General features: G+C 38.3%; 18 protein-coding genes. 15 read left to right on the forward strand and 3 right to left on the reverse strand.

All coding sequences use genetic code 11. The features are described 5' to 3' along the window. The first annotated feature begins 11 nt into the window (after window positions 1-11). The 7 genes from ACPUYX_RS04165 to ACPUYX_RS04195 all read left to right on the forward strand — a co-directional run bounded on the left by ACPUYX_RS04165 (window position 12) and on the right by ACPUYX_RS04195 (window position 6,521). A complete protein-coding gene (locus ACPUYX_RS04165) occupies window positions 12-2,372 on the forward strand; it encodes a DEAD/DEAH box helicase family protein (protein WP_426378461.1) in 2,361 nt (786 codons plus the stop codon). A 167-nt stretch (window positions 2,373-2,539) separates the two neighbouring features. After that, a complete protein-coding gene (locus tag ACPUYX_RS04170) occupies window positions 2,540-2,740 on the forward strand; it encodes a helix-turn-helix transcriptional regulator (protein ID WP_088226052.1) in 201 nt (66 codons plus the stop codon). Continuing rightward, window positions 2,737-3,198: a DUF6773 family protein gene (locus ACPUYX_RS04175; protein WP_426378462.1), complete on the forward strand. Its 462-nt coding sequence runs from the start codon at window positions 2,737-2,739 to the stop codon at window positions 3,196-3,198. The genes ACPUYX_RS04170 and ACPUYX_RS04175 overlap by 4 nt, the downstream gene beginning before the upstream one ends. A 281-nt stretch (window positions 3,199-3,479) precedes the next feature. Beyond that, window positions 3,480-3,818 carry a P-II family nitrogen regulator gene (locus ACPUYX_RS04180; RefSeq protein ID WP_426378463.1) on the forward strand — a complete coding sequence of 113 codons (339 nt, stop codon included), beginning with the start codon at window positions 3,480-3,482 and terminating at the stop codon, window positions 3,816-3,818. 167 nt (window positions 3,819-3,985) lie between these two features. Beyond that, complete coding sequence (locus tag ACPUYX_RS04185) at window positions 3,986-5,074, forward strand: dipeptide epimerase (protein ID WP_426378894.1); 1,089 nt, start codon at window positions 3,986-3,988, stop codon at window positions 5,072-5,074. Between the two features lie 377 nt (window positions 5,075-5,451). Then, window positions 5,452-5,877 carry a DUF2500 domain-containing protein gene (locus ACPUYX_RS04190; protein WP_426378895.1) on the forward strand — a complete coding sequence of 142 codons (426 nt, stop codon included), beginning with the start codon at window positions 5,452-5,454 and terminating at the stop codon, window positions 5,875-5,877. Window positions 5,878-6,152: 275 nt separating this feature from the next. Continuing rightward, complete coding sequence (locus ACPUYX_RS04195) at window positions 6,153-6,521, forward strand: hypothetical protein (RefSeq protein ID WP_426378464.1); 369 nt, start codon at window positions 6,153-6,155, stop codon at window positions 6,519-6,521. Window positions 6,522-6,599: 78 nt separating this feature from the next. Here the strand turns inward: ACPUYX_RS04195 and ACPUYX_RS04200 are convergent, their stop codons facing one another. Continuing rightward, entirely contained in the window at window positions 6,600-7,487 is an 888-nt protein-coding gene (locus ACPUYX_RS04200) for a phosphatidylserine decarboxylase (protein ID WP_426378465.1), read from the reverse strand. Between the two features lie 413 nt (window positions 7,488-7,900). Between ACPUYX_RS04200 and ACPUYX_RS04205 the strand changes: the two genes are divergently transcribed. Further along, a complete protein-coding gene (locus tag ACPUYX_RS04205; protein WP_426378896.1) occupies window positions 7,901-8,149 on the forward strand; it encodes a hypothetical protein in 249 nt (82 codons plus the stop codon). Between the two features lie 25 nt (window positions 8,150-8,174). Here ACPUYX_RS04205 and ACPUYX_RS04210 read toward each other — a convergent pair whose 3' ends face one another. Beyond that, a complete protein-coding gene (locus tag ACPUYX_RS04210) occupies window positions 8,175-8,705 on the reverse strand; it encodes a nitroreductase family protein (RefSeq protein ID WP_426378466.1) in 531 nt (176 codons plus the stop codon). Window positions 8,706-8,858: 153 nt separating this feature from the next. After that, window positions 8,859-9,095, reverse strand: coding sequence for a hypothetical protein (locus ACPUYX_RS04215; RefSeq protein ID WP_426378467.1), 237 nt, complete (start codon window positions 9,093-9,095; stop codon window positions 8,859-8,861). A gap of 714 nt (window positions 9,096-9,809) precedes the next feature. Here ACPUYX_RS04215 and ACPUYX_RS04220 point away from each other — a divergent pair. The 7 genes from ACPUYX_RS04220 to ACPUYX_RS04250 all read left to right on the forward strand — a co-directional run bounded on the left by ACPUYX_RS04220 (window position 9,810) and on the right by ACPUYX_RS04250 (window position 22,546). Next, window positions 9,810-12,125 carry an ATP-binding protein gene (locus tag ACPUYX_RS04220; RefSeq protein ID WP_426378468.1) on the forward strand — a complete coding sequence of 772 codons (2,316 nt, stop codon included), beginning with the start codon at window positions 9,810-9,812 and terminating at the stop codon, window positions 12,123-12,125. A gap of 328 nt (window positions 12,126-12,453) precedes the next feature. Next, on the forward strand, window positions 12,454-14,613 hold the full coding sequence (locus ACPUYX_RS04225) for a GGDEF domain-containing protein (protein WP_426378469.1): 2,160 nt from the start codon (window positions 12,454-12,456) through the stop codon (window positions 14,611-14,613). An 81-nt stretch (window positions 14,614-14,694) separates the two neighbouring features. Further along, on the forward strand, window positions 14,695-16,557 hold the full coding sequence (locus ACPUYX_RS04230) for a methyl-accepting chemotaxis protein (protein WP_426378470.1): 1,863 nt from the start codon (window positions 14,695-14,697) through the stop codon (window positions 16,555-16,557). A gap of 128 nt (window positions 16,558-16,685) precedes the next feature. Further along, complete coding sequence (locus tag ACPUYX_RS04235; protein ID WP_426378471.1) at window positions 16,686-17,159, forward strand: ribonuclease H-like YkuK family protein; 474 nt, start codon at window positions 16,686-16,688, stop codon at window positions 17,157-17,159. A 247-nt stretch (window positions 17,160-17,406) separates the two neighbouring features. Then, window positions 17,407-17,994, forward strand: coding sequence for a DUF1003 domain-containing protein (locus ACPUYX_RS04240; protein WP_426378472.1), 588 nt, complete (start codon window positions 17,407-17,409; stop codon window positions 17,992-17,994). Window positions 17,995-18,452: 458 nt separating this feature from the next. Further along, the gene (locus ACPUYX_RS04245; protein WP_426378473.1) at window positions 18,453-20,678 is read left to right on the forward strand and encodes an ABC transporter ATP-binding protein; all 2,226 of its coding nucleotides are present in this window, start codon (window positions 18,453-18,455) and stop codon (window positions 20,676-20,678) included. Then, window positions 20,675-22,546: an ABC transporter ATP-binding protein gene (locus ACPUYX_RS04250; protein ID WP_426378475.1), complete on the forward strand. Its 1,872-nt coding sequence runs from the start codon at window positions 20,675-20,677 to the stop codon at window positions 22,544-22,546. Before ACPUYX_RS04245 ends, ACPUYX_RS04250 begins: the two co-directional genes overlap by 4 nt. Window positions 22,547-22,597 lie beyond the last annotated feature (51 nt).

A 22,597-nucleotide genomic window follows, 5' to 3' on the forward strand; every position in this document is an offset into this window, starting at 1 on the left:
GGGGGGAGACTTTGAAGCTTAAGTTTAAGTATCAAAAATTTCAGGCAGATGCGGCAGCGGCAGTTTGCGGAGTTTTTGCCGGCCAACCTAATTTTGCTTTAATTCCAATAGCCACGGGGTTGAATTCTTCGGGATATGCCAACCAAAAGCTTTTGATTTCGGATGACCTGATAAAATCTAATCTTCAGAGACTACAAAGAAGAAATCGATTAGAACCATCATCAAAATTAGATGGAAGATATAATCTAACCATTGAGATGGAGACAGGTGTAGGCAAAACCTACACCTATATCAAGACTCTGTTTGAACTGAATAAGCATTACGGCTGGAGCAAGTTCATCATTATTGTTCCCTCTGTGGCTATCCGTGAGGGTGTTTATAAGACTCTTGATATTACGAAAGACCATTTTGCCGAAGACTATGGAAAAAGGATTCGCTACTTTGTGTATAATTCCAAGGACTTGAGTAAAATAGCTCAGTTTGCCTATGACAGTGAGATCAATGTTATGATTATAAACTCGCAAGCCTTTAATTCCCGCGGAAAAGATGCCAGACGTATTTATATGAATCTGGATAGTTTTTGCTCACGCAGGCCCATTGAGGTTCTGGCAGCGACCAATCCAATACTCATTATCGATGAACCTCAGTCGGTGGAAGGAATAGCCACGAAAGAACGACTTAAAGAATTTAATCCCTTATTGACCCTGCGTTATTCAGCGACACATAAAAAAAATTCTCTCTACAACCTGGTGTACCGACTCGATGCTTTGGAAGCCTATAATAGGCAACTAGTTAAAAAAATTGCTGTCAAGGGAATATCAATTACTGGAACTACAGCCACAGAGGGCTATTTATATTTTGAGAAAATTAATTTGTATGATGATCGTCCTCCAACGGCAGCTTTTGAGTTTGAAGTGAAGAGCAGGAATAGTGTACGAACGGTGAGAAGAATGATTGAAGAAAGGTATGATTTTTATACTCATTCTGGTGGGTTGGAGGAATATAGGGGGTATATTGTTTCTAAAATCGACGGTTTAAATAATATCGTAGAATTTACGAATGGTGTTGTCATAGCGGCCGGGGATATTTTTGGTTCAGTTAATGAAGAACAGATACGTCGGATTCAAATCAGAGAAACGATTAAATCACATTTAGAACGAGAACATCAATTATATCGCAGTGGTATAAAAGTTTTATCGCTTTTCTTTATCGATGAGGTCGCAAACTATAAACGATATGATGAAACCGGAAAAGCATTTAACGGTAACTATGCAGATATTTTTGAAGAGGAATATCAGGAAACTCTTAAAGAATGGGAATTAATTTGTAGAGACTATGATTACCTTCAATTCCTCAAGGAAATAAATCCTAAAAAAACACATGCTGGTTATTTCTCCATTGATAAACGAAATAAACGAATGACTAACAGTAAAATTGGCGATAAGAAATCGCAAATTACCGACGATGAAGGCGCCTACAATTTAATCATGAGGGATAAAGAAAGACTCTTAGATTTCAAAGAGCCGGTGCGCTTTATTTTTTCCCACTCGGCCCTGCGAGAAGGATGGGATAATCCTAACGTTTTTCAGATATGTACACTCAAGCGGAGTTCCTCAGATATACGGAAACGCCAAGAGGTAGGCCGGGGTCTTCGCCTCTGTGTCAACAACTATGGCGAGAGAATGGACGCTAATGTCCTCGGCAGTGGTGTCCATAACGTCAATGTCTTAACGATAATTGCCAATGAGAGCTATGACAGCTTTGCTAAACATCTTCAGTTAGAGCTTGCAGAGTCTATTGCAGACGGTACAATTTACGATCCTCAAGTAATGGCACCTGAGAATGCGCGAAGTAACAGTACCAGCATGAAACTTCATAAACAAACTGCTGAAATGAGGACTTTAAATACTCTTTGGGAAAAAATAAGTGCCAAGTTGTCTAATGGGGTTAAATTTGATAATGGTGAATTGATCCAAAAGTCAATTCAGTCTTTAGATAGGTACCTCAGTGTATCTCGGATTTTCTTTAAGATAGAGTATGGTGACATGGATACCATTAAATCAAAAGGAACTCTGCATAGGGGGCAGGCCATTGAAAAGATTGCAGGCAGAACAGAAAAGGTCCATTCTGCTGTTAGCATGACCATTAAGTACGATTTAATCGGGAAGATCGTTGAGGCAACCGGTTTAACGCGAAATGATGTGTGCTGCATTTTACAAGGTATAACCATTGAAACGTTCGAGCAGTTTCATATCAATCCGGAGGAATTTATTCTCAAAGCCTCCGATCTTATTAACCAACAAAAAGCAGACGTGATTATTAAACATATTGACTATCATAAACGAGATGTTGTTTACAATGAATGGCCTTAATAATTTAGTTTCAAAATGTCAAGGTTAGCGTAGTTGGTTTTATCCATCGTTATCCAGAATTTATCCAGACAGCTCAAAGTCTGGATTTTACTTTTAACAAAATGCAAAATATAGTTTACATATGGGGTGGTATATTATATAATATGCAATGTGGAGGCGATGGAGGATTGAAGAATCTTAAATTGAAGTCTGCTAGGGCAAGACTGGATATGTCTCAAGAGCAATTAGCCGAAGCTGTTGGTGTTACGAGGCAGACAATCGGCATGATCGAGGCTGGGAAGTTTAATCCATCATTACAGTTGTGTATTGCTATTTGCAAAGTACTAGGTAAAACATTAAATGATATTTTTTGGGAGGAAGAATCATGAGAGATGAGAGAATTGAACAAGCAAAAAATAAAATAAGAAGTGAACTAGCTGTTATTATATATGTAGGTATTGCTATATCGTTTGCAGTCAAAACGTTGCTCTTTAAGATGAACCTGCAGGAATGCCTTACAGAATATTTAATTTTGATATTTTTCCCGGTCTATGAACTCATACGCATGAATATGATGAAGGTTAGTATCTATAGTGTTTACCCTAAGTATAGGCATAAACAATTAAAGACCTTGATTATGTTAGTCATGGCATTTTTTGTAGTTGCTGCAGTTTCTGTCTTTTCTTCGACGAAACAGTTAACCGTGAATCTTTCACAAAGCTCAATAGTTTTCTTATTGATATTTTCAGTTCTGTTTATCGGCGGTTTTTTTCTGGCAACAAAATATCATCAAAGCAGAGCTTATAAATATGAAAAAGAATTTGATGATAACGGACCTGAAGAATGAGTATCTCATAGAAAGAGTAAGAGTTGGGATAAGAGCAAGAGCAAGAATCAAGAATATTGTATGCATGTATAAGAAACATTTACTTAATGTATACAATTGGGTAAGATGCTAAATAGAAAAGGTTTAATGAATATTGTCAAAGCAAAGGTGCTTTGAGGGAAATTTCTCTCCAAGCACCTTTTTTATTCGGTTTTTAAGCCCCCCACTTCTATAGTAAACACAATTAATAAAGGGATCCGGCAGCAACTTGAGTAAAATTAAGAAAAGTTGAGGTGATCACGATGAAAAAAATAGAAGCAATTATTCGTCCCGAGAAACTCGATGATGTAAAAGAAGCACTCAGCAAGAATTGGATTGATCGCCTCACGAATAGTCATGTTTTTGGAAGCGGTAAGCAACAAGGTTATATTAAAGTTTACAGGAATGTAGAGTTTGATGCATATTTTATTCCTAAAATGAAAGTTGAGGTTGTCGTTAAAGACGAAGACGTTGAAAAGGTTGTGAAAATAATTACTGAAATGAGCAGAACAGGTATGATCGGTGATGGCAAAATATTAATAGCCACAGTTGAAAATGCTGTGGGAATCAGAACCGGTGGCAGGGGAGAAAAAGGGCTGTGATCTAAGCTTAAGATTGTAGTCGGAGTGAAATTATATTGAGCGGTCATGCACTAGGGATGCAAAAGGGTAAGAACTTCAAGGAGGATAAATCAATAAATAATCGAAATCTTATAATTGGAGCCGATAGAGTCTCTTAGAACCAAAATTACTAGACGGAGGTACCAATGATGAAAATTACCGATATTAAGATTGGACACATCTCCATTCCTTTGAAAAGACCTTTTAAAACAGCTCTAAGAGAAGTGAATAGTGTAGAAGATGTTGTTGTAAAAGTAATAACCGATACAGGACATATAGGTTATGGAGAAGCACCGCCAACGGGAGTAATAACAGGGGATACTACGGGGGCGATCATTGGAGCTATAGAAGATCATATAAAAAAACATTTAATTGGTTTGGATATTAATAATTTTGAAGAAATTATGCTTAATTTGGATAAAGCAATAGTAAAGAATACTAGTGCTAAGGCGGCAGTAGATATTGCGCTCTATGATCTTTATGGACAATTGTATAATGCTCCTCTTTACAGGCTTTTAGGAGGCTATCGAAAAGAAATTACTACCGATATTACAATCAGTGTCAATACTCCGGAAGAAATGGCAGAGGATAGCAGGGCAGCTATTGAAGAGGGCTATAAGACCTTAAAAATAAAGGTGGGAAAAGACCCAAATTTGGATATCCAACGGATGAAGGCAATCCGTGATGCAGCAGGATTTGCTGTAAACCTTAGAATTGATGCCAATCAAGGGTGGGGTGCAAAAGAGGCGATATATACATTAAGAAAAATGGAAGATGCAGGCTTGAATATTGAGTTGGTGGAACAGCCTGTGCCTGCTCATGATTTTGAAGGGCTTAAACTTGTTACAGATCATGTATCCATTCCTGTACTTGCAGATGAAAGCGTATTTTCACCTATGGATGCTTTAAAAATAATTCAAATGCGAGCGGCAGATCTCGTAAATATTAAACTAATGAAAACAGGAGGTATTCATAATGCCTTAAAGATTTGTTCATTAGCTGAAATATACGGAGTGGAATGTATGATTGGCTGTATGTTAGAAAGCAAAATAAGTGTTACGGCTGCAGTACATTTAGCATTGGCAAAACGTATTATTACTAAAGTTGATCTTGATGGTCCTGTTTTATGTAAAGAAGACCCTATAGAAGGAGGCGCAGTGTTTAACAACCATAAAATAACCATAGAAGATGTCCCCGGTCTCGGATTTAAAAAGATTCACGGGGTCGATTATCATTAGAATTCATTATCATCTTCACATATTATGTCCGGTTCCCATATAAACAAAGTATTTCAATTAGGCTCGTTAGAGACGTAGACGAAGAATGGCACATTGCTATAAGAAATAAAGGAATAGGGAATAAAAAGAACCTATAGTAGTAGAACTCCAAATAAGAGTCTATTTCTATAGGTTCTTTTATTTCTTCCATTATCGTTTCAAGTTGACTTATCTATTAAGAAAGGCAATTGTTACAATATAGAGGGAGATTATATAGAAAATTAGCCAAATAAAGGAATTGACGTTTTGAGAGTGAACTATATAACTATATAACGATATTCTAGGATAGAGGGAAGGAAGGAACTAAATCAATTATACGAGGAGGTATTAACGTGTTTATGTTTCATAGCCCCCCAGACATTATGTTTTCATTAATCCCAATTATATTCTTTGTGGTTTTTTTCCTGGTCTTAGGCACCATTATTTTTGGTATTATAAAAAGTATCGGGCAATGGAGATATAATAATTCACAACCGAAATTAACTGTCTCTGCAAAAGTTACCTCGAAGAGAACTCATACGTCAAGCAGTATTCACCATGATGCCGGTGATACGGGAACTCATCATGTTGAATCAACGTCATATTATATAACCTTTGAAGTCGAAAGCGGAGACCGGATGGAATTTAGAGTTGATGGTCGTGAATACGGATTAATCGCAGATAATGACCTTGGAAAACTCAGTTTTCAAGGTACAAGATTCTTAAGTTTTGTCAGGTATAATTTTCCTCCTATAGAAAGGGATTCAGTTACCCCTTCCTTATAACATTGATGAAACTGCTGACCTTTAATATCTAGACGCCTGCTGGTGCGGTTCTTGGGAGAAACTCCGCGAGATTCAAAGTAGCAGTTACTAGAGTTTTGAAATAAAGGGGTTCATGACAAAATAAGAACATTATTTCCTCTGTACTATATTTAAATATTGTGATAATCTTGACTTATATGAATTATTTATTATATGGTGGAAAGTGGTTGGCTTAATAGTACAAAAAACGATTCTCAGTGGCTAACGCACAATAGCACTTATGGGGAAGGTGTAAAATGAAACAACGAATTAGTACTGATCAAATCCAACAACTGACTGCGCAACAGCGAGACAAACTAAAAGAATGGTGGATGCCATCATTTGGGGATTTATTTGTTTTTGAAGACTATTGTGATGAGAATTTATTTGATACTGAAGATGAGATCAACATAAATTTTTTTAATGCAAAAATTAAACCATTCAGTCTTCCGTTACTATCAGTGGGACAGTGTTTAAGTTTATTAGCGCCATATAATCCTAAGCTTAACTTTGAAGGCAATGGTTTGTGGCATCTGGAAATACAAATCAAAAATGATCAAAAAATATTTATGGAAAAAGACCCTGTTGATGTGCTTTTTAAAGCTATAAAATTGGTTATTTCTTAAGACCATCTTACCACTTAAGGAACGGTCCTTTTTGTAAAATCCCCCTTTATTTCGAGGGGGATTTTTTACTGTCTTTCCTTATAATTTCTTTCCTATTTTCTCTCCAACTAAAACGTAACATTCATACCCCAGACTAGTTTGCCTAAGGATATCCTCGTCGATTTTAACTTTATTAGCTTCCAAAAATAAAATTACGGTGGAACCGCCAAATTTGAAATAGCCCTTTTCATCACCCCGGTTTATGGATTTCTCAGGGGTATAGGTTTGGACAATTGAACCGACGCAGGTCGCTCCAACTTCTACATATAAAACATCACCAAAATTGTTTGAATGGAAGATACTCCATTCTCTTTTATTTTCACAAAAAAGTTTCTTGACTCTTTGAAGAGCAATTGGATTAACAGAGTAATAAGATCCTTTAATTTTTATGGATTTTTCACAGATACCATTGTCTATAAAATGAAATCGGTGATAATCAGTAGGGCAAAGCCTTAAAATTAAACAAGTGCCATTATTGAACTTCTCAGCAATGTGATCATCTCTAATCAATTCTTTAAGACTATAGGTAAAACCTTTTACTTGAATCAATCTATTTAAGTCTATGTTTTCATAAGCGAAAAGCCTCCCGTCTCCAAAGGAAATCAGCGATAGGTTGTCTTTATCAATTGGACGAGCTTGAGAATTTAATTTACGATAGAAAAAGTCATTAAACGACGAAAAATCGTTAAGCTTTTTTTTAGCCTGAGTCAAATCTATATTGAAATTGGTAACAAAAGTATTAATTTTCTTCCTGCTTATTCTCCTGTTCAAATACCAACCATAGAGGCTTGAACATAGTCTTCTTTTTATAATTAGTTCTAAAAGACTCATACCGATGGGAGACGAGTAGGTCCAATTCAAAACATTTTCTCCAGCTACCTTTTCTATCTCATAAGATTTTTTGTTTCGATTATAATACTTAATCAAATGCATCAACTCCTAATAGAGGAAATATCCTGCACCTGAGGTTAAAACCAGATGCAGGATCATTATTTAAAGCATTAGGACCCTCCCATTTTTTGAAGCGGGAGCGATAGTCTTAACAGTTTTTTGTCATTGAGGATTGATATACTTTAAGTAAGGCTGATTTTTCTATTGATATTCTTTTAGAGCCTGGGTATAATAGAACATAAGTTCTGCATGAACCAAATACATGTACTGAAGGGCGGATTCGATAATGAAAGATATTTGCGCTGAGTGTATTGAGAAGAAGAAATGTATAGAACCCTGCGAAGCATGGTTAATTGCTAATAATCAGTGCCCTGTCTGCCGTAACAAATTGATACATAGGGGAGGATGCACCGAGTGTATTACGGGAGATTGGGCGAAGTGTGGTTAACGTGAAAGTCGTAATGAAGCCGATTGAAATGATTGCCTGGTTCGATGTGCCGGGTATACCGCGCCCCATTCGTTTTCGGCATGATGGAGAGGTGGTCAAAGTTGAACAGATTATTAGGCTGTCCGAAGAAAAACTTGCCGGAAATCGTATGAAGATTTATGAGTGTCAAAGTGATATCAACGGCCAATTAAAGCGATACGAGCTTAAATATGAATTAAATACGTGTAAATGGTTTTTATATAAGATATAAACTCATCTGAAAAGGTCCTGTATAGTTATTTAACATAGTTTACAACATTCATGTTTTTGGGAACTGGGGTTTGAGAAGGATCGGCATCATAGCCCACTATGAGGCAGGCAACGGAACGGTAACCGGCTGGAATTCCTAATACTTGCTTTACAGTTTTCCCAGGTTCACTCTCTATAAATCTTGTGGGAGAGACAAGGTAGCGGGATCCTAGGTTTAAAGCTGTTGCAGCTAAAGTCATGTTTTCGACGGCAATTGCACAGTCTTGCTCTGCAAAAGGGGCATCCTCAACAGGCGCTGAAGTGATAATTAGAGTGGGTGCACCATATAAGGGGTTATAATCTGCTGGAGCACTTATTAATGTACGGACGCCATCGTTGATTTGCTTAAGAAGATCCGCGTTTTGAACAACTGTAAAATGGCGGTTTTGAAGATTTCTACCCGTTGGACCAACAATACCTGATGATATTATGGCGTCTAAGTCAGTTTCACTAACTTGTTGGTTAGTATAACTTTTTGTCCCTTTTCTTTTCATGATTATTTCGATAGTCTCATTCATATCTGTCACTCCCAAAAAATTAATTATTTTCAATATCATTATAACTATACAATTCAATAAAGCAAGAAAAGCACTTGGTGAGCCTTATGTTGGTATTTGGAACTGCTTGTGTTAGATTATTCACTATTGGTGCTAAGTCAACTCAGGAGGCATTTAAGGCCTCTTGATGTAATTGTCTGCGGCTTCCGTCAACATTTCCTTCCATGTAGGAAAATTGGTGGTATTTGCAACATAGGCATCAATTGTTTTGTCCGGAATCGCATCATAATCTTCCTCTGTTGTTACATTAAATCCACCAGCAGAGAAAAATTCTTCGATGGATTCAAACTGAGTATAGAGTTTCATAAATTCAGGTGTACAGATTTCACTTAACGTAACATTATTTTCCAAGTTCTCATGCCTCCAATATAGTTTAAGTTAAATAGTTGGTTTTATTTTGTTATTTTCTCGTTAAGAGTATTATTTGAATTTAGCTATAATTTTTATACTATTACAGTAAACGGCCAGGCAATTCTTGCCTGGCCGTAAAAACCATCACAACTGTTATCAAAAGAAGTTTTTCTAAAAGACTATGCCCATTGCAATTAGTGTAAGAATAGCAATTACAACAATTGCCACACCGACCCCACAAAGTATCATTAGTTGCCCCCCCTTATTACCAGTATATACCATAATATTCCTGTTATGGTTTTGTGATACAAAATGAGGGGACAAGCAAGTTTTAAATTTGATTTTGTCACGAACTGTCAAGAAGAACGGAATGGGTTGAATATAGCCAAATGAGATTTGATTAAACGGATTTTAGGAAAATCCGTTATTTTTTATAAATTATTAAAGGAATAAGGATGATAATGTAGAATTATAGAGAATTGTAAAGTAAATTAAAATAATAATAACTTCAATTATTGCAAACTATATTGGAGATATCGCTAAATATTAGCGAGGATTTCATATATGAATGACATTAATGCAAATCTTATAAAGAACTATGATTCTTTATAGGACAGTCTTACAGAATCATGGCTTGGAAGGTAGGTTGGCTAAGGAACATATTGGACTTGATCAGGATATAAAATTGATTGACAAACACGGAAGTGAAAAAACATGGTAAGAACTGATGATGAAAGAATACTCCAGAAGTGTTGTGCTGACGGCTTGGGCTGTACAGGCAGTTTGGATATTACAGACCGCAAGTCCATAGAAGAAAGCCAGGTCAAATATCGCAGCTTATTCATGAATATGCGGGAAAGCTTCATACTCATGAAAATAGTTCTAAGCGAAAATAACGATCTTAAGGATTTGGTGTTTACTGAAGTCAATAGTCGGTTTGAAAGTATGTTTCATCTGAAGCCTGTAAACGTAATAGGAAAAAGCATTTTTGATGTATTTCCTCAGATCACTCAATTTGTCTTGGACCATTTGAAGATCGTTAATGACGAATCAAATGAGCAAGAGATTCACTTTGATGCTGTTGACTTTTATTCGGAATATTATGGCCTATGGCTGTCCATTTCAGCTTTTCTTCCCTTGCCGGGTCATCTTGCTCTAATTATTACCGACATAACCCAACAGAAATTGTCCGAACTTGCCCTGCGTGAGAGTGAACATAAATATAGGTCTTTATTTATGAATATGACAAGTTCTTTTGCCTATTGTGAAGCAATTTGGGATAAGAATGGCGATCTTGATGATTACCAATTTAGAGAAGTTAATGATCACTATGCTCGGTTAATGGGCAGAGATAGAACCGAACTCATTGGAACAAGATTTTCGGAAGTTAACAACATGAATCATCATGATCAAAAACTTTTGCTGAAACAAATTAATGATTTTCTAAAATCCGGCGAGAGAAGGTACGAAGGTGAATTCTTCAATAAAAAATCAAAACATTGGTATTACAGGTCCCTTTATTGCATAGGCAACGAATGTTTTGCGGCAATTATTACGGACATCACCAAACCAAAAAATTATGAAATAGAACTCAGGGAGGCCAAGGAGGAGGCCGAAAAGGCCAGTGTAGCTAAAAGCGAGTTTTTAGCAAATATGAGTCACGAAATCAGGACACCCCTTAATGGTACGGTAGGCATGATTGATTTAGTTCTTCAATCACCTCTGACTTCAGAGCAGTATGACTGTTTGGAAGTTGCTAAGAGCTGTGCTTACTCTCTTTTAAATATCATCAATGATATTCTGGATTTTTCTAAAATGGAAGCAGGTAAAATGCAGACTGAAAGCATTGACTTTAACCTCAAAACACTTTTGGAAGAACTAGTTAAAGCACATTCCCCCAGTGCCGTAGGCAAAGGGTTGGAGTTAACCAGTACAATATCTCCCTCTATACCAACCTATTTAAAAGGAGATCCCAATCGGCTTAGGCAAATCCTTAATAATTTAATCAGCAATGCAATAAAGTTTACATCTCAGGGACGTGTGACTATCCAAGCTCGTGACACCAAAGCTGCAGATACATTGGAATCGATATACGCGTTGGAATTTTCTGTTTCCGACAGCGGAATAGGGATAGCAGAAGACGAAATGGAAAGGTTGTTTAAGAGTTTTAGCCAAGTAGACGGTTCCCATACCCGAAAATATGGCGGTACCGGACTGGGGCTAATTATCTCCAAGCAATTAACGGAGTTAATGGGAGGAAGAATGTGGGCTAAAAGTCGAAAAGGAGAAGGAAGCACGTTCTTCTTTACCCTTAATTTTACCTTGGGTCAAAGCTCTGATAAACCATTGGCGGCGAAGGAAATTACAAAGGAGCAAAACCCTTTAAATATCCTTCTGGTGGAAGACAATTTAGTTAACCAGGACGTACTCACGAAGATGCTTCAGATGGGAAAACACAACGTTCATAAAGCCTGTAATGGCTTGGAAGCTTTAGATGTTCTTGAACAACAGGAATTTGATGTTATACTCATGGATATCTATATGCCGGAAATGAATGGAATTGATACGACAATGCTAATACGCGAAAGAGAAAAGAAATATAACCTAAAATATACACCGATAATTGCGCTGACGGCATACGCCTTGCAAGGGGACAGAGAACGTTTTCTTGCTCAGGGTATGGATGAATATCTGTCAAAGCCAGTCCTTATGGAAGATTTATTGGATGCTGTTCAAAAAGTTACCGCCTATAAAACAGCTGAATTTGCAGGTGATAGGCAGGAAATACGAAGTTCCAGCCAATTCGTGGCTTTAATCACTCAGCTCTTAGATTTAATATCAGATAACGATTTACAAGCTATTGAGAGAACGGCTCACCAATTGAAAAAACTGGCCAATAAGCATGACGTAGAGGAGTTAAAGATTATAGCCTTTAAAGTCGAACTAGCCTCAAGAAGAGGCGATTTACAAACAGTTATCGAAACTATTCTAAAACTAAACGAGGAATTTATGCCTAAACGAGTTATTTAATAATAATCAAAATTTGGTCCTTGCAAGTGCAAGGATTTTTTTTATTAGGTATTCATACTGATCGTTGCAGTCTTAGCAGATAGGAAATTAATTTCTTATATTCTTCTAAGTTGCCGTTAAACCTCAAAATATTATATTGTTATTTACTTAAATTAACAAAAATACAGATATCTGTTTTGCACATTTTTTAGAACTAATTCACCTAGTTTTAACATCGAATTAACATTTAGTTCATTAGGTTTTTACAAAAAGCTATTAAGATGTAAATAAGAATTAATTTCTTGATAAATTCGACATCATAGTAAATGCCTGAAGAAGGGGTTTTTAGATGTTTACGTCTAAAGTTAAAGGCTTACAAAAACTATATCGACTACTGAAGGACAATAAAAAAATTTGGGTAGTATACCTTGATATTGTTAATTTTCATGAAGTTGAGTTTCGTTATGGTTATAAAATTTGTCAGGAAATTTTGACGGAGATTGAAAATGAGATATATTTCACTCTTAAAAAACAACGTAGTCTTTTTCTGTTCTCGCATTCAGAAAGCAGAGGGGGGGATGATTTCGTTGTTTATTTTGTTCCTGGGGAAAACACCCATTGGGAAATGTCCGATCTCCTTGAACAATGGGTTCTTCCCATGGAAGAACGGTTTAATCGTAGATTAAGTAAACTTGTAAAAGAAAAGATCCGTTTGCGAACCGGAATTGCCCGGTGTGTAAATGTAGACAGCAGAAGTGCCGATTATTTACTTTATGCGGCGGTGAAAGAGGCTTTTCTTCTCAACAAATCTGAACCAGATCCCCAATTTTTTGCCCGGCGCGAGGAGATTACTCATTTAATTGAAGAACCGGAGAAGTACCTGAGAACAGCTTTTCAACCAATCATTGAAACGCGAAATGGTGATATTTTTGGTTTTGAAGCACTAACCCGAATACCGGGTTCAACCTGCTTCAGCAATATTTCAGATCTCTTTCCCTTTGCTGAAAAAATAGGTCAACTTTATCCCATAGAAACCCTTTGTCGCCGGCAAGCAATCAAAGCTTATCCCAATGTTCTAAACGACAAAGAATTTCTTTTCCTTAACATTAACCCTCAAATCTTGCTCGACCCCGAATTTGCCTCCGGCCAAACGAGAAAGTTACTCACTGAGATGGGAATTACACCTGCCAATGTTGTGCTTGAAATTACTGAGGGAAGTGCCATCGAAAACTACTCCACCTTTCGAGATGCCTTAGATCATTATCGCGGTCAAGGTTACTTAATTGCCTTAGATGATTTAGGGGCCGGCTATTCTTCTTTGCAATCCGTCGCCGAACTTCATCCGGACTTTCTCAAAGTTGACCGGTCTTTAATTTCGGGAGTTCACACTGATCCTACAAAATGGGCTTTGCTGGAGACTTTTGTTACCTTTTCTAAGCGCATCGGCTGCAGTATTATCGCCGAAGGGGTTGAAACAGATGAAGAAATGCGTACCGTAGTCCAGCTGGGTGTTGATTATGTCCAAGGCTTTTTTGTTGCTAAACCCGATTTCTTCCGAGGGAGTATTAACCCTGCGATTATGGAAATTCTCAATCCCGAACGCCGCTTAAAATATACGGAAAATAAACCTATCATTTCTATGGTAGAACCCTTGCCGCTTTTTGAAACCAATGTCCTTGTCAGTGTAGTAGAAACATATTTTCGTGACCATCCTCATCAATGGCTTGTTGGGATTACTGAGGATTCGCGAATCGTTGGAGTTATGCAGCGGGATAGACTTTTTGCAGCTTTGGGGACCCGTTACGGAGTTCCTCTTTACTTGGAACGTACGGTTCCTATTTTGATGGATACTAATCCGCTGATGGTTGAAGATACGACGCCTTTGGAAGTTGTCTCTAGTCTAGCAATGCAGCGTTCAGATTCCCAACTTTATGACGGAATTATTGTTGCTAATCAACGAAAGCCCATTGGCATGGTATCTGTAGCAAATCTCATGAAAGCTATGTCGGAAAGACAGATTCAGTTGGCCCAAGGTGCCAACCCCCTGACAGGGTTGCCCGGTAACCTGCGTATTGATCAGGAAATACGGCAGCATATAGAACGGGATCTTACCTTTGGCCTTCTTTACATAGATCTTAATAAATTCAAATACTACAATGATTTACATGGCTTTCAACAAGGCGACCTGGTAATCAAGATGTTAAGCGAGGTCTTGCTGAATGTGAGAGATTCTTTGAGTGACGAGACCTTTGTTGGACACATAGGCGGTGATGATTTTATTGCTATCGCATCCCCTGCAAATCTAGAAACTTTAGCGGCTAATATTATTGAGCAATTCGAGCAATCTTGTAAACAGTTACCCGGTCAAGAGAACTTAAGTGTTGCTTTGGCCGGGCTCGTCATTAACACTGCTGAGCAAAATTGGACTCCTTTATTAGTCTCCGAGCGGGCTGCTCGAATTAAAAAAGAAGTAAAGGCTTTAGGAGGCAACTCGTTCATATTACGCTAAATAATTAATGGTATAAAACTAAAATCGAAGCGAATTTAATACATACGATTCACTAAATCGACGATAATGGAGGAATTATTGTTGAAGATAACTAATAAAATCAGAAGCTTATCAAATACAAATGTAACAATAAAAGAGATTTATAAAGCTATTTCCGGCAAATTAAGGAACTTAACGTTAAGAAAGAAACATGTTACAAAAAATAAGACTATAATGAAATTCTTCAGAAGTTTTCGCAACCTCAAAATAGCCTATAAAATTAATAGTTTAGTTCTGATTATGGCCGTCTTGATGGGATTTATCGGCTATATAGGTTATGCTTACTATCAAAGACAAAATAGCGAATTTAATAAAATGTATGCCAGCTCTTTATCAGCCGTTAAGGTCTTAAATGAAGTTAGGGCTAATACTGGAGTGGCAGAGGCATTGTCCATGGAGATGATTTTGGCACCTATTGACGAAATCCGCAGACAAGAAATTCTTAAGGATCTAAATAACGCTGATAATACTATAGACGCCTCTCTTAAGGACTATGCTTCAATCCGCAAAAGCTCGGAGGAAACCGCAAAGTTAACTAGCTTAAAAAAGGCCCTTACGGATTACAGAAATGAAAGGCAAAAGGCTTTTGAGCTTAGTGATCAGGGAACAAAACAAGAAGCCTATTTTGCTTACTCCAATAATGCTTTAACCTATATTGATACTATACATATTCTGCTGTCGAACCTGATTTCGTATAATCAAAAGTCCATGGATAGAACTCTTGCCCAAAATAATCAAGACTTTCTTCTCGCCGGCAAGGTTTTGCTTATTTTTCCAATTGCTGCGGTTCTTCTAAGCTTGCTTTTAGGCTTATTTGTAGCGAGACTTTTAGCAGACCCTATAAAGCAAATGTTAAAAAGTGTGCAGGAAGTTAAACATGGGAACTTAGTGGGTAATGAAGGGCTTATTCTCTCAAGGGATGAAACAGGTCAATTAGGTCTTGCTTTTGATGCAATGCGAACTACCCTGCGTAATTTAGTAGGTGAAGTTTCGCGATCCAGTCAACTTGTTTCAGAATGTGCTCAGGTAATTCAAGTGATCACTGAAGAAAATTCCATTGTTTCAGAACAAATTGCCGGTACTATGACATCAGCTGCCTCTGACACTGAAAAGCAAGCAGTTACAGTCAATGAGGCTTCCGTTGCTATCCAGCAGGTATCTGCAAGTGCCCAGCAAATTGCAGCCACCAGTATTTTTGTTGCGGATCTTACCGAGAAGACCTCAAAAACGACAAAATCGGGCCAGGAAGCAATTGACAGAGTTGTTCGACAAATGTCTGTCATAGGGAACAGAACTAAACAAATACAAAATAACATTAATAACCTTACCGCAAGTAATCGTCAAATTAAGGATTTCACGAAATTTATCAGTGATATTGCTGCTCAAACCAATCTGCTAGCTCTTAATGCTGCTATTGAAGCAGCTAGGGCTGGCGAACATGGACGTGGGTTTGCTGTGGTTGCTGAAGAAGTGCGGAAGTTGGCAGAACAGGCTCAGGAGGCCTCGAAGCAGATTAGCTCCTTGATTAATAATAATCATGACAATATTACCTCGGTGGTTTCAGTCATGACGGACGCTTTAAATGATGTAGAAGAGGGAATTCAAGTCGTTGAGGTAGCAGGAGAAGCATTTGCCGTGAACAATGGTCATATAGAAGAGGTATCGACCCAGGTCAGGGAAATATCCACTTCGATCCAGCAAGTTGCTGTCGGTAATCAACAGATTGTGGATTCAATTTTTAATATTCAAGGTTTTAGTGAGGTTACAGCACAACGTGTTCAATCTGTGACAGATAATATTCAAGAACAGGTGGTAACCATCAGTCGTTTGACTAGGGCAAGTCAAGAATTAGCTGCAACCGCCCAAAAACTTCTCACCTCAATCCAAGAATTTAGAGTTAGCTAATTCCTTTCAATGGTTACCTTACTCTACAAGAACCGAGTTTTAGTGGAGTAAGGTATAGTTTTACTATTATTGAGTATTACTTATTATCATCCTTTAAAAGAAGCGATAAGTGGAACGGAGATGGTACTGTGTACAGTATGATGTATGGCGAAGTCTCTTTCGAAGAAATGTACTCAATAATCAAAGCTTATTTATCGCAAGATAAGAAAGGAGAGTACAACGTCTCAATTGGATCAGACAGCCAAAATTTTAATGATACCAAAATACCGATAACCGTTGGCATTCATAAAATTGAAAATAAAGTCGGCAAAGGCGGAATTTTCTTCTCGGAAATTAGAAGAGTTAATAAAATAAGCAATATACGCCAAAAGATTTATTATGAGACAAATCTAAGTTTGGAACTCGCCGAAAGATTAAAGGGAAAATTTCTTAATGATGAAATTCCTAATAAGATAGCAATTCATGTAGATGCCGGATATAATGGCCCGACGGCAAAGTATATTGCTGAAATAATGGGTTGGGTCAGATCTTGTGGCTTTCAATGTGTTATCAAACCGGATTCCTACATGGCGTCCAGCGTTGCTGATCGATTATCTAAATAAAGTAAGTACTACGATAGCTCAAACCGGGATTACTTCCGGTTTTATTTTCGTCAAATCATAAACCTTTGACGTAAAGTATGTAAGTTTTTCCAGGGAGATTTCATACTAATCTTATCTAAAAGGACTCCACCAAAAACAATCGAAGGAATGATCGGAAGGCTGGCCATGTATTAACTAAAAACAAACGGGAATAATTTTAAAAATAGATAGTCAGAAATGAAGTTAGTATTAGATATGGAGTTAGTATATGAAAGAAGTTAATAATATTGAAGGTGCTTTGGACAACCCTGAGGAGGCATCTCTATTTGAAGGGTTTGATATTGCAATTCAAAAAAGAGACATTCAGCGAATTGACAGATTAGTTGATGATTACGAAAAGAGCATTTTAAATCGGCTGGAAGAAGACTATACCAGCAGAACTACATATCCTGACCGTCTGGCCGATCGTATTGCCCAATTTGGCGGAAGCTGGAAGTTTATTATTTATTTCGGACTGTTTTTAGCAGCTTGGATAGTCTGGAATGGACTTCTTTGGACAAAGTCATTTCATTTTGATGAACCACCATTTATTCTCCTAAACTTATGTTTATCATTTCTTGCAGCGTTTCAAGCCCCAGTTATCATGATGAGTCAAAACCGACAAGCCGCCCGTGACAAACATGAATCGGTAATTGATTTTGCTATTAACTATAAGGCTGAGCTGGAAATTGATGATATGCAAAGTCATTTGCATCGTATTGAAACTGACGGTAAGAAAAATATGGAGCAAGTTAAAGCTGAGTTCTCACAAATCAGGCAAATTTTGGAGTCTATTGAAACCAGGCTGGAAAAGTGAACTCGCCCCCCACTTATAGAAGTGGGGGGCTTAAAATTGGATAAATATAAATGAGTAAGGAATTTTCATGCAAGGGGAGCAGCGCATACGACTTTGTACGTAATATGCGGGCACCTCTTTTTATGTTTTTGAATTTATGCTATTAGATCTTCATGCCACAAAACGGCATCACTATGAAAGTGCAACTAACCTGCCCCTTTGCTGGAGGCTAACAAATCCAAGTGTTCTTCGCGCGTCAGATAAGTATCTCTTTTCACTAAAAAATAGAATTAAAAATTAAGCATATAGAAATGCAATCAAATACATACTAATACCTGCACTGGGAACATTTAGAGAGTTTATTGGTGTAACTGACATAAGAGTTAGGATTAATGTTAAGACTTAAGGTTTAAGACTTAAGGTTAATGGGTTTAAGATTTAAGATTTAATATTTGAGATTTAAGGAGCTGTATTGGCTGATGCTGAGACTATGGAGATATTTAAAACCCTATACGTTGTTAATTATTACAGCTGTAGTTTTGATTTTTTGTCAGGCTATGGCAGACCTTTCCCTGCCGGATTATATGGCAAATATCGTCAATCAGGGCATTCAACAAGGGGGGATCCTTAATGATGTTCCTGTGGCCGTGAGACAAAGTCAGATGAGCAAGCTTACTCTTTTTATGACTCCTAGGGATAAGGCGGAGGTTTTAAAAGATTATACCTTAATCGACAAATCAAGTCAGGACTATGAAAGATATGTCCAGACGTATCCAATTTTACAGAGAGAATCAATTGAGGTTCTAAAATCTATTGATCAATCGGAAATAAATAAGCTGAACCCAGTGTTTGGCAGGGCATTTCTAGCAGTTTCAGGTATTGAAAAAATGAAATCTACCGCTAATGGGGGCGTAATTTCTTTTAACGGAATGAAAGTTCCAGCGAATACAGACTTATATGCCCTTATTTCCAGACTTCCTCCGGCTCAACTAGCTCAACTAAACGGAAAAATCAATCAGCAATTCTCTGCCTTAAGCGACAGTATGATTATTCAAACAGCTGTCAGTTCCGTTAAAGCAGAATATGCTGCATTAGGCATGAACACAAACAGAATTCAAAATAGTTATATAAACAATACGGGTATGGTGATGCTTTTAATTGCATTAGTCAGTGCAGCCTGTACTATCATGGTAGGGCTTACCTCAGCAGTCATAGCCGCAGGACTGGCACGGGATTTGCGTAAAAGTATATTTTCAAAGGTAGAGAGTTTTTCGAATGCAGAGTTTGATCAATTTTCCACCGCATCACTGATCACGCGAACCACAAATGACATCACCCAAATACAGACTCTGATTGTGATTATGATCAGAATGTTTTTTTATGCTCCGATGATGGGTGTTGGTGGAGTGATCAGAGCTCTGGGTAAGAGCACTTCTATGTCTTGGATTATTGCTGTTGCCGTAATTGTGCTTTTAGGTTTGATCTCCATCGTCTTTTCGGTGGCTATGCCCAAGTTCAAATTAATTCAGAAACTTATCGATCGACTTAATTTAGTAACTCGTGAAAATCTCTCCGGGATGATGGTCATTAGGGCCTTTAACACCCAAAAATTCGAAGAAAGTCGTTTTGATCGGGCTAATTCTGATCTGACAAAAACCAACCTATTTGTCAATAGGGTTATGGTAGTCATGATGCCGGCAATGACCGTAATTATGAATGGAGTTACACTGCTCATTGTTTGGGTTGGCGCTTCTCAAATAGCCAATTCAGGAATGCAGGTTGGGGATATGATGGCTTTTATGCAGTATGCCATACAAATCATTATGGCCTTTTTAATGTTGTCGGTGATGTTTATTATGATCCCAAGAGCATCTGTATCAGCTCAGAGGATTGCCGATGTTTTGGATGTTAAGCTTGTGATTGTTGATCCGCAGACCCCTAAAGACTTTAATCCTAAAATTAAGGGCGAATTAGAATTTCGGAATGTTTCCTTCAGGTATCCCGGTGCTGAGGAAGATGCTTTGCAAGACATAAGTTTTAAAGCCCGGCCAAATCAAACCACAGCGATTATTGGCTCGACGGGTGCAGGCAAAACAACCCTTATTAACCTGATTCCCCGTTATTATGATGTTACAGGCGGTTCTATCTTCTTAGATGGAATAGATATCCGTGAGGTAACTTTGCATGATCTTCATGACAAGATCGGATATGTGCCCCAAAAGGGTATTTTGTTCAGCGGAACTATTGAATCTAACTTGCAGTATGCTGATGAATCTGCCCTCAGGGAGGATCTCATGAAAGCTGCAGATATTGCCCAAGCCACGGAATTTATTAACGAAAAGCAGGAAGGATTATTGACAGGGATTGCCCAAGGCGGAACAAACGTTTCAGGTGGACAGAAACAACGATTATCGATTGCCCGTGCTTTGGTTAAGAAACCGGAACTTTTTATTTTTGATGATAGTTTTTCTGCCTTGGATTTTAAAACAGATGCAGCCCTCCGTAAAGCCCTGAAGGCTGAAACCGGAGGAAGTACGGTCCTTATCGTTGCCCAGCGCATTTCTACAATTATGAACGCCGAGCAAATTATAGTCCTTGAGGAAGGAAAAGTGGCTGGAATCGGGACCCATGATGAATTAATGAAAACTTGCGAGGCTTATCAAGAAATAGCCTTGTCTCAGTTCTCGAAGGAGGAATTAGCATGAGCGTGGAGACCAGGAAGAAGTCATCTCAGCGGGGTCCCATGGGCGGTATGGGCGGCGGCCCCGGCGGTATGATGCAGGGGGGCGAAAAGGCTCGAGACTTCAGAGGTACCATGAGGAAACTATTAAATTACTTACGTCCCTATCAGACAGCTATGATCTTCGTCATTATTTTTGCCGCAGCTAGCTCAGTCTTCTCTATTGTCGGCCCCAAAATACTAGGAAATGTCACCACAAACCTTTTTGAAGGTGCTCTAAGCAAGCTTTCCGGCAGTGGCAGCGGAATTGATTTTAATTATATTGGTAATACCATTCTCCTTTTGGCAGGCTTATATTGTTTAAGTGCTCTTTTCAGTTATGTCCAGGGCTGGGTTATGTCAGGTGTGGCTATGAAAGTCAGTTACCAGTTTCGCAAGGACATTTCAGAGAAAATTAACCGTATGCCCTTGGGTTATTTTGAACGAACAAATCATGGCGAAGTGTTGTCTCGAGTTACTAACGATGTGGATACCCTCAGCCAAACACTAAATCAGAGCTTAACGCAGATTATCACTTCTGTAACAACGGTCCTTGGTGTGTTGGTCATGATGCTAAGTATAAGCTGGCTCTTAACCTTAGTAGCTTTCCTGGTAATCCCTTTGTCCATGATCATTATTATGATTATCATTAAATATTCACAGAAATACTTCAAGCTGCAGCAAGATTATTTAGGAAATGTAAATGGTCATGTGGAAGAAATGTATAGCGGTCATGTGATTATGAAAGCCTTTAATGGCGAGGAGAAGAGTGTTGAGAAGTTTGAAGGCTTTAATAGAAAATTATATAGGGTGGCCTGGAAATCACAGTTTTTGTCAGGTCTGATTATGCCCATTATGAGTTTTGTCGGAAACTTAAGCTTCGTTCTCGTTAGCGTTTTAGGCGGCTGGCTTGTCATCAAAAAGTCTATGCAGGTAGGGGACATTCAGGCATTTATTCAATATGTACGATCATTTACTCAGCCGATTACTCAATTGGCTAATATCTCGAATATACTCCAGCAAACGGCAGCCTCAGCCGAACGTGTTTTTGAGTTTTTAGCCGAGGAAAATGAAGTTCCGGAAAGCACTGATCCAGTTAAACTGGAGAGAGTGCAGGGGAGTGTGGAGTTCAGAGATGTACATTTCGGCTATGAACCAGATAAGATCATTATCAACAAATTTTCCGCTTATATAAAATCTGGACAAAAGGTAGCTATTGTTGGGCCGACGGGAGCGGGTAAGACTACGATCGTTAAACTTTTGATGCGTTTTTATGATGTTAACGATGGCACAATTTTGGTCGATGGACATGACATCCGCGACTTCAGCAGGCATGATCTGCGTTCTTTATTTGGGATGGTTCTTCAGGATACCTGGCTTTATAATGGAACTATTATGGAAAATATCCGTTATGGCCGACTCGAGGCAAGTGATCAGGAGGTAATGGAAGCGGCGAAGGCCGCACGCGTCGATAGTTTCGTTCATACACTGCCGAAGGGTTATAATATGGTACTCAACGAGGAGGCTTCTAATGTCTCGCAAGGGCAAAAACAACTCTTGACTATTGCCCGAGCCATCTTGGCTGATCCCAAAATACTTATTCTCGATGAGGCCACCAGTTCTGTCGATACCCGGACGGAAGTCGAAATTCAAAAGGCTATGGATCACCTTATGGAAAACAGAACGAGTTTTATTATTGCCCATCGTTTATCAACAATCCGCGACGCGGATTTGATTCTCGTCATGAACCATGGTGATATCATAGAACAGGGGCACCACAAGGAGCTTCTGGCAAAAGGCGGCTTTTACGCTAACCTTTACAATAGCCAGTTTGAGGCTGCTGAAGCTGGCTAATGGTAAGAGGCTCTTGATTGCTCAAGAGCCTCCTTAGACTTTCCCGGCTGA

This window comes from Desulfosporosinus sp. SYSU MS00001, assembly GCF_049943955.1.
GTDB lineage: Bacteria > Bacillota > Desulfitobacteriia > Desulfitobacteriales > Desulfitobacteriaceae > Desulfosporosinus.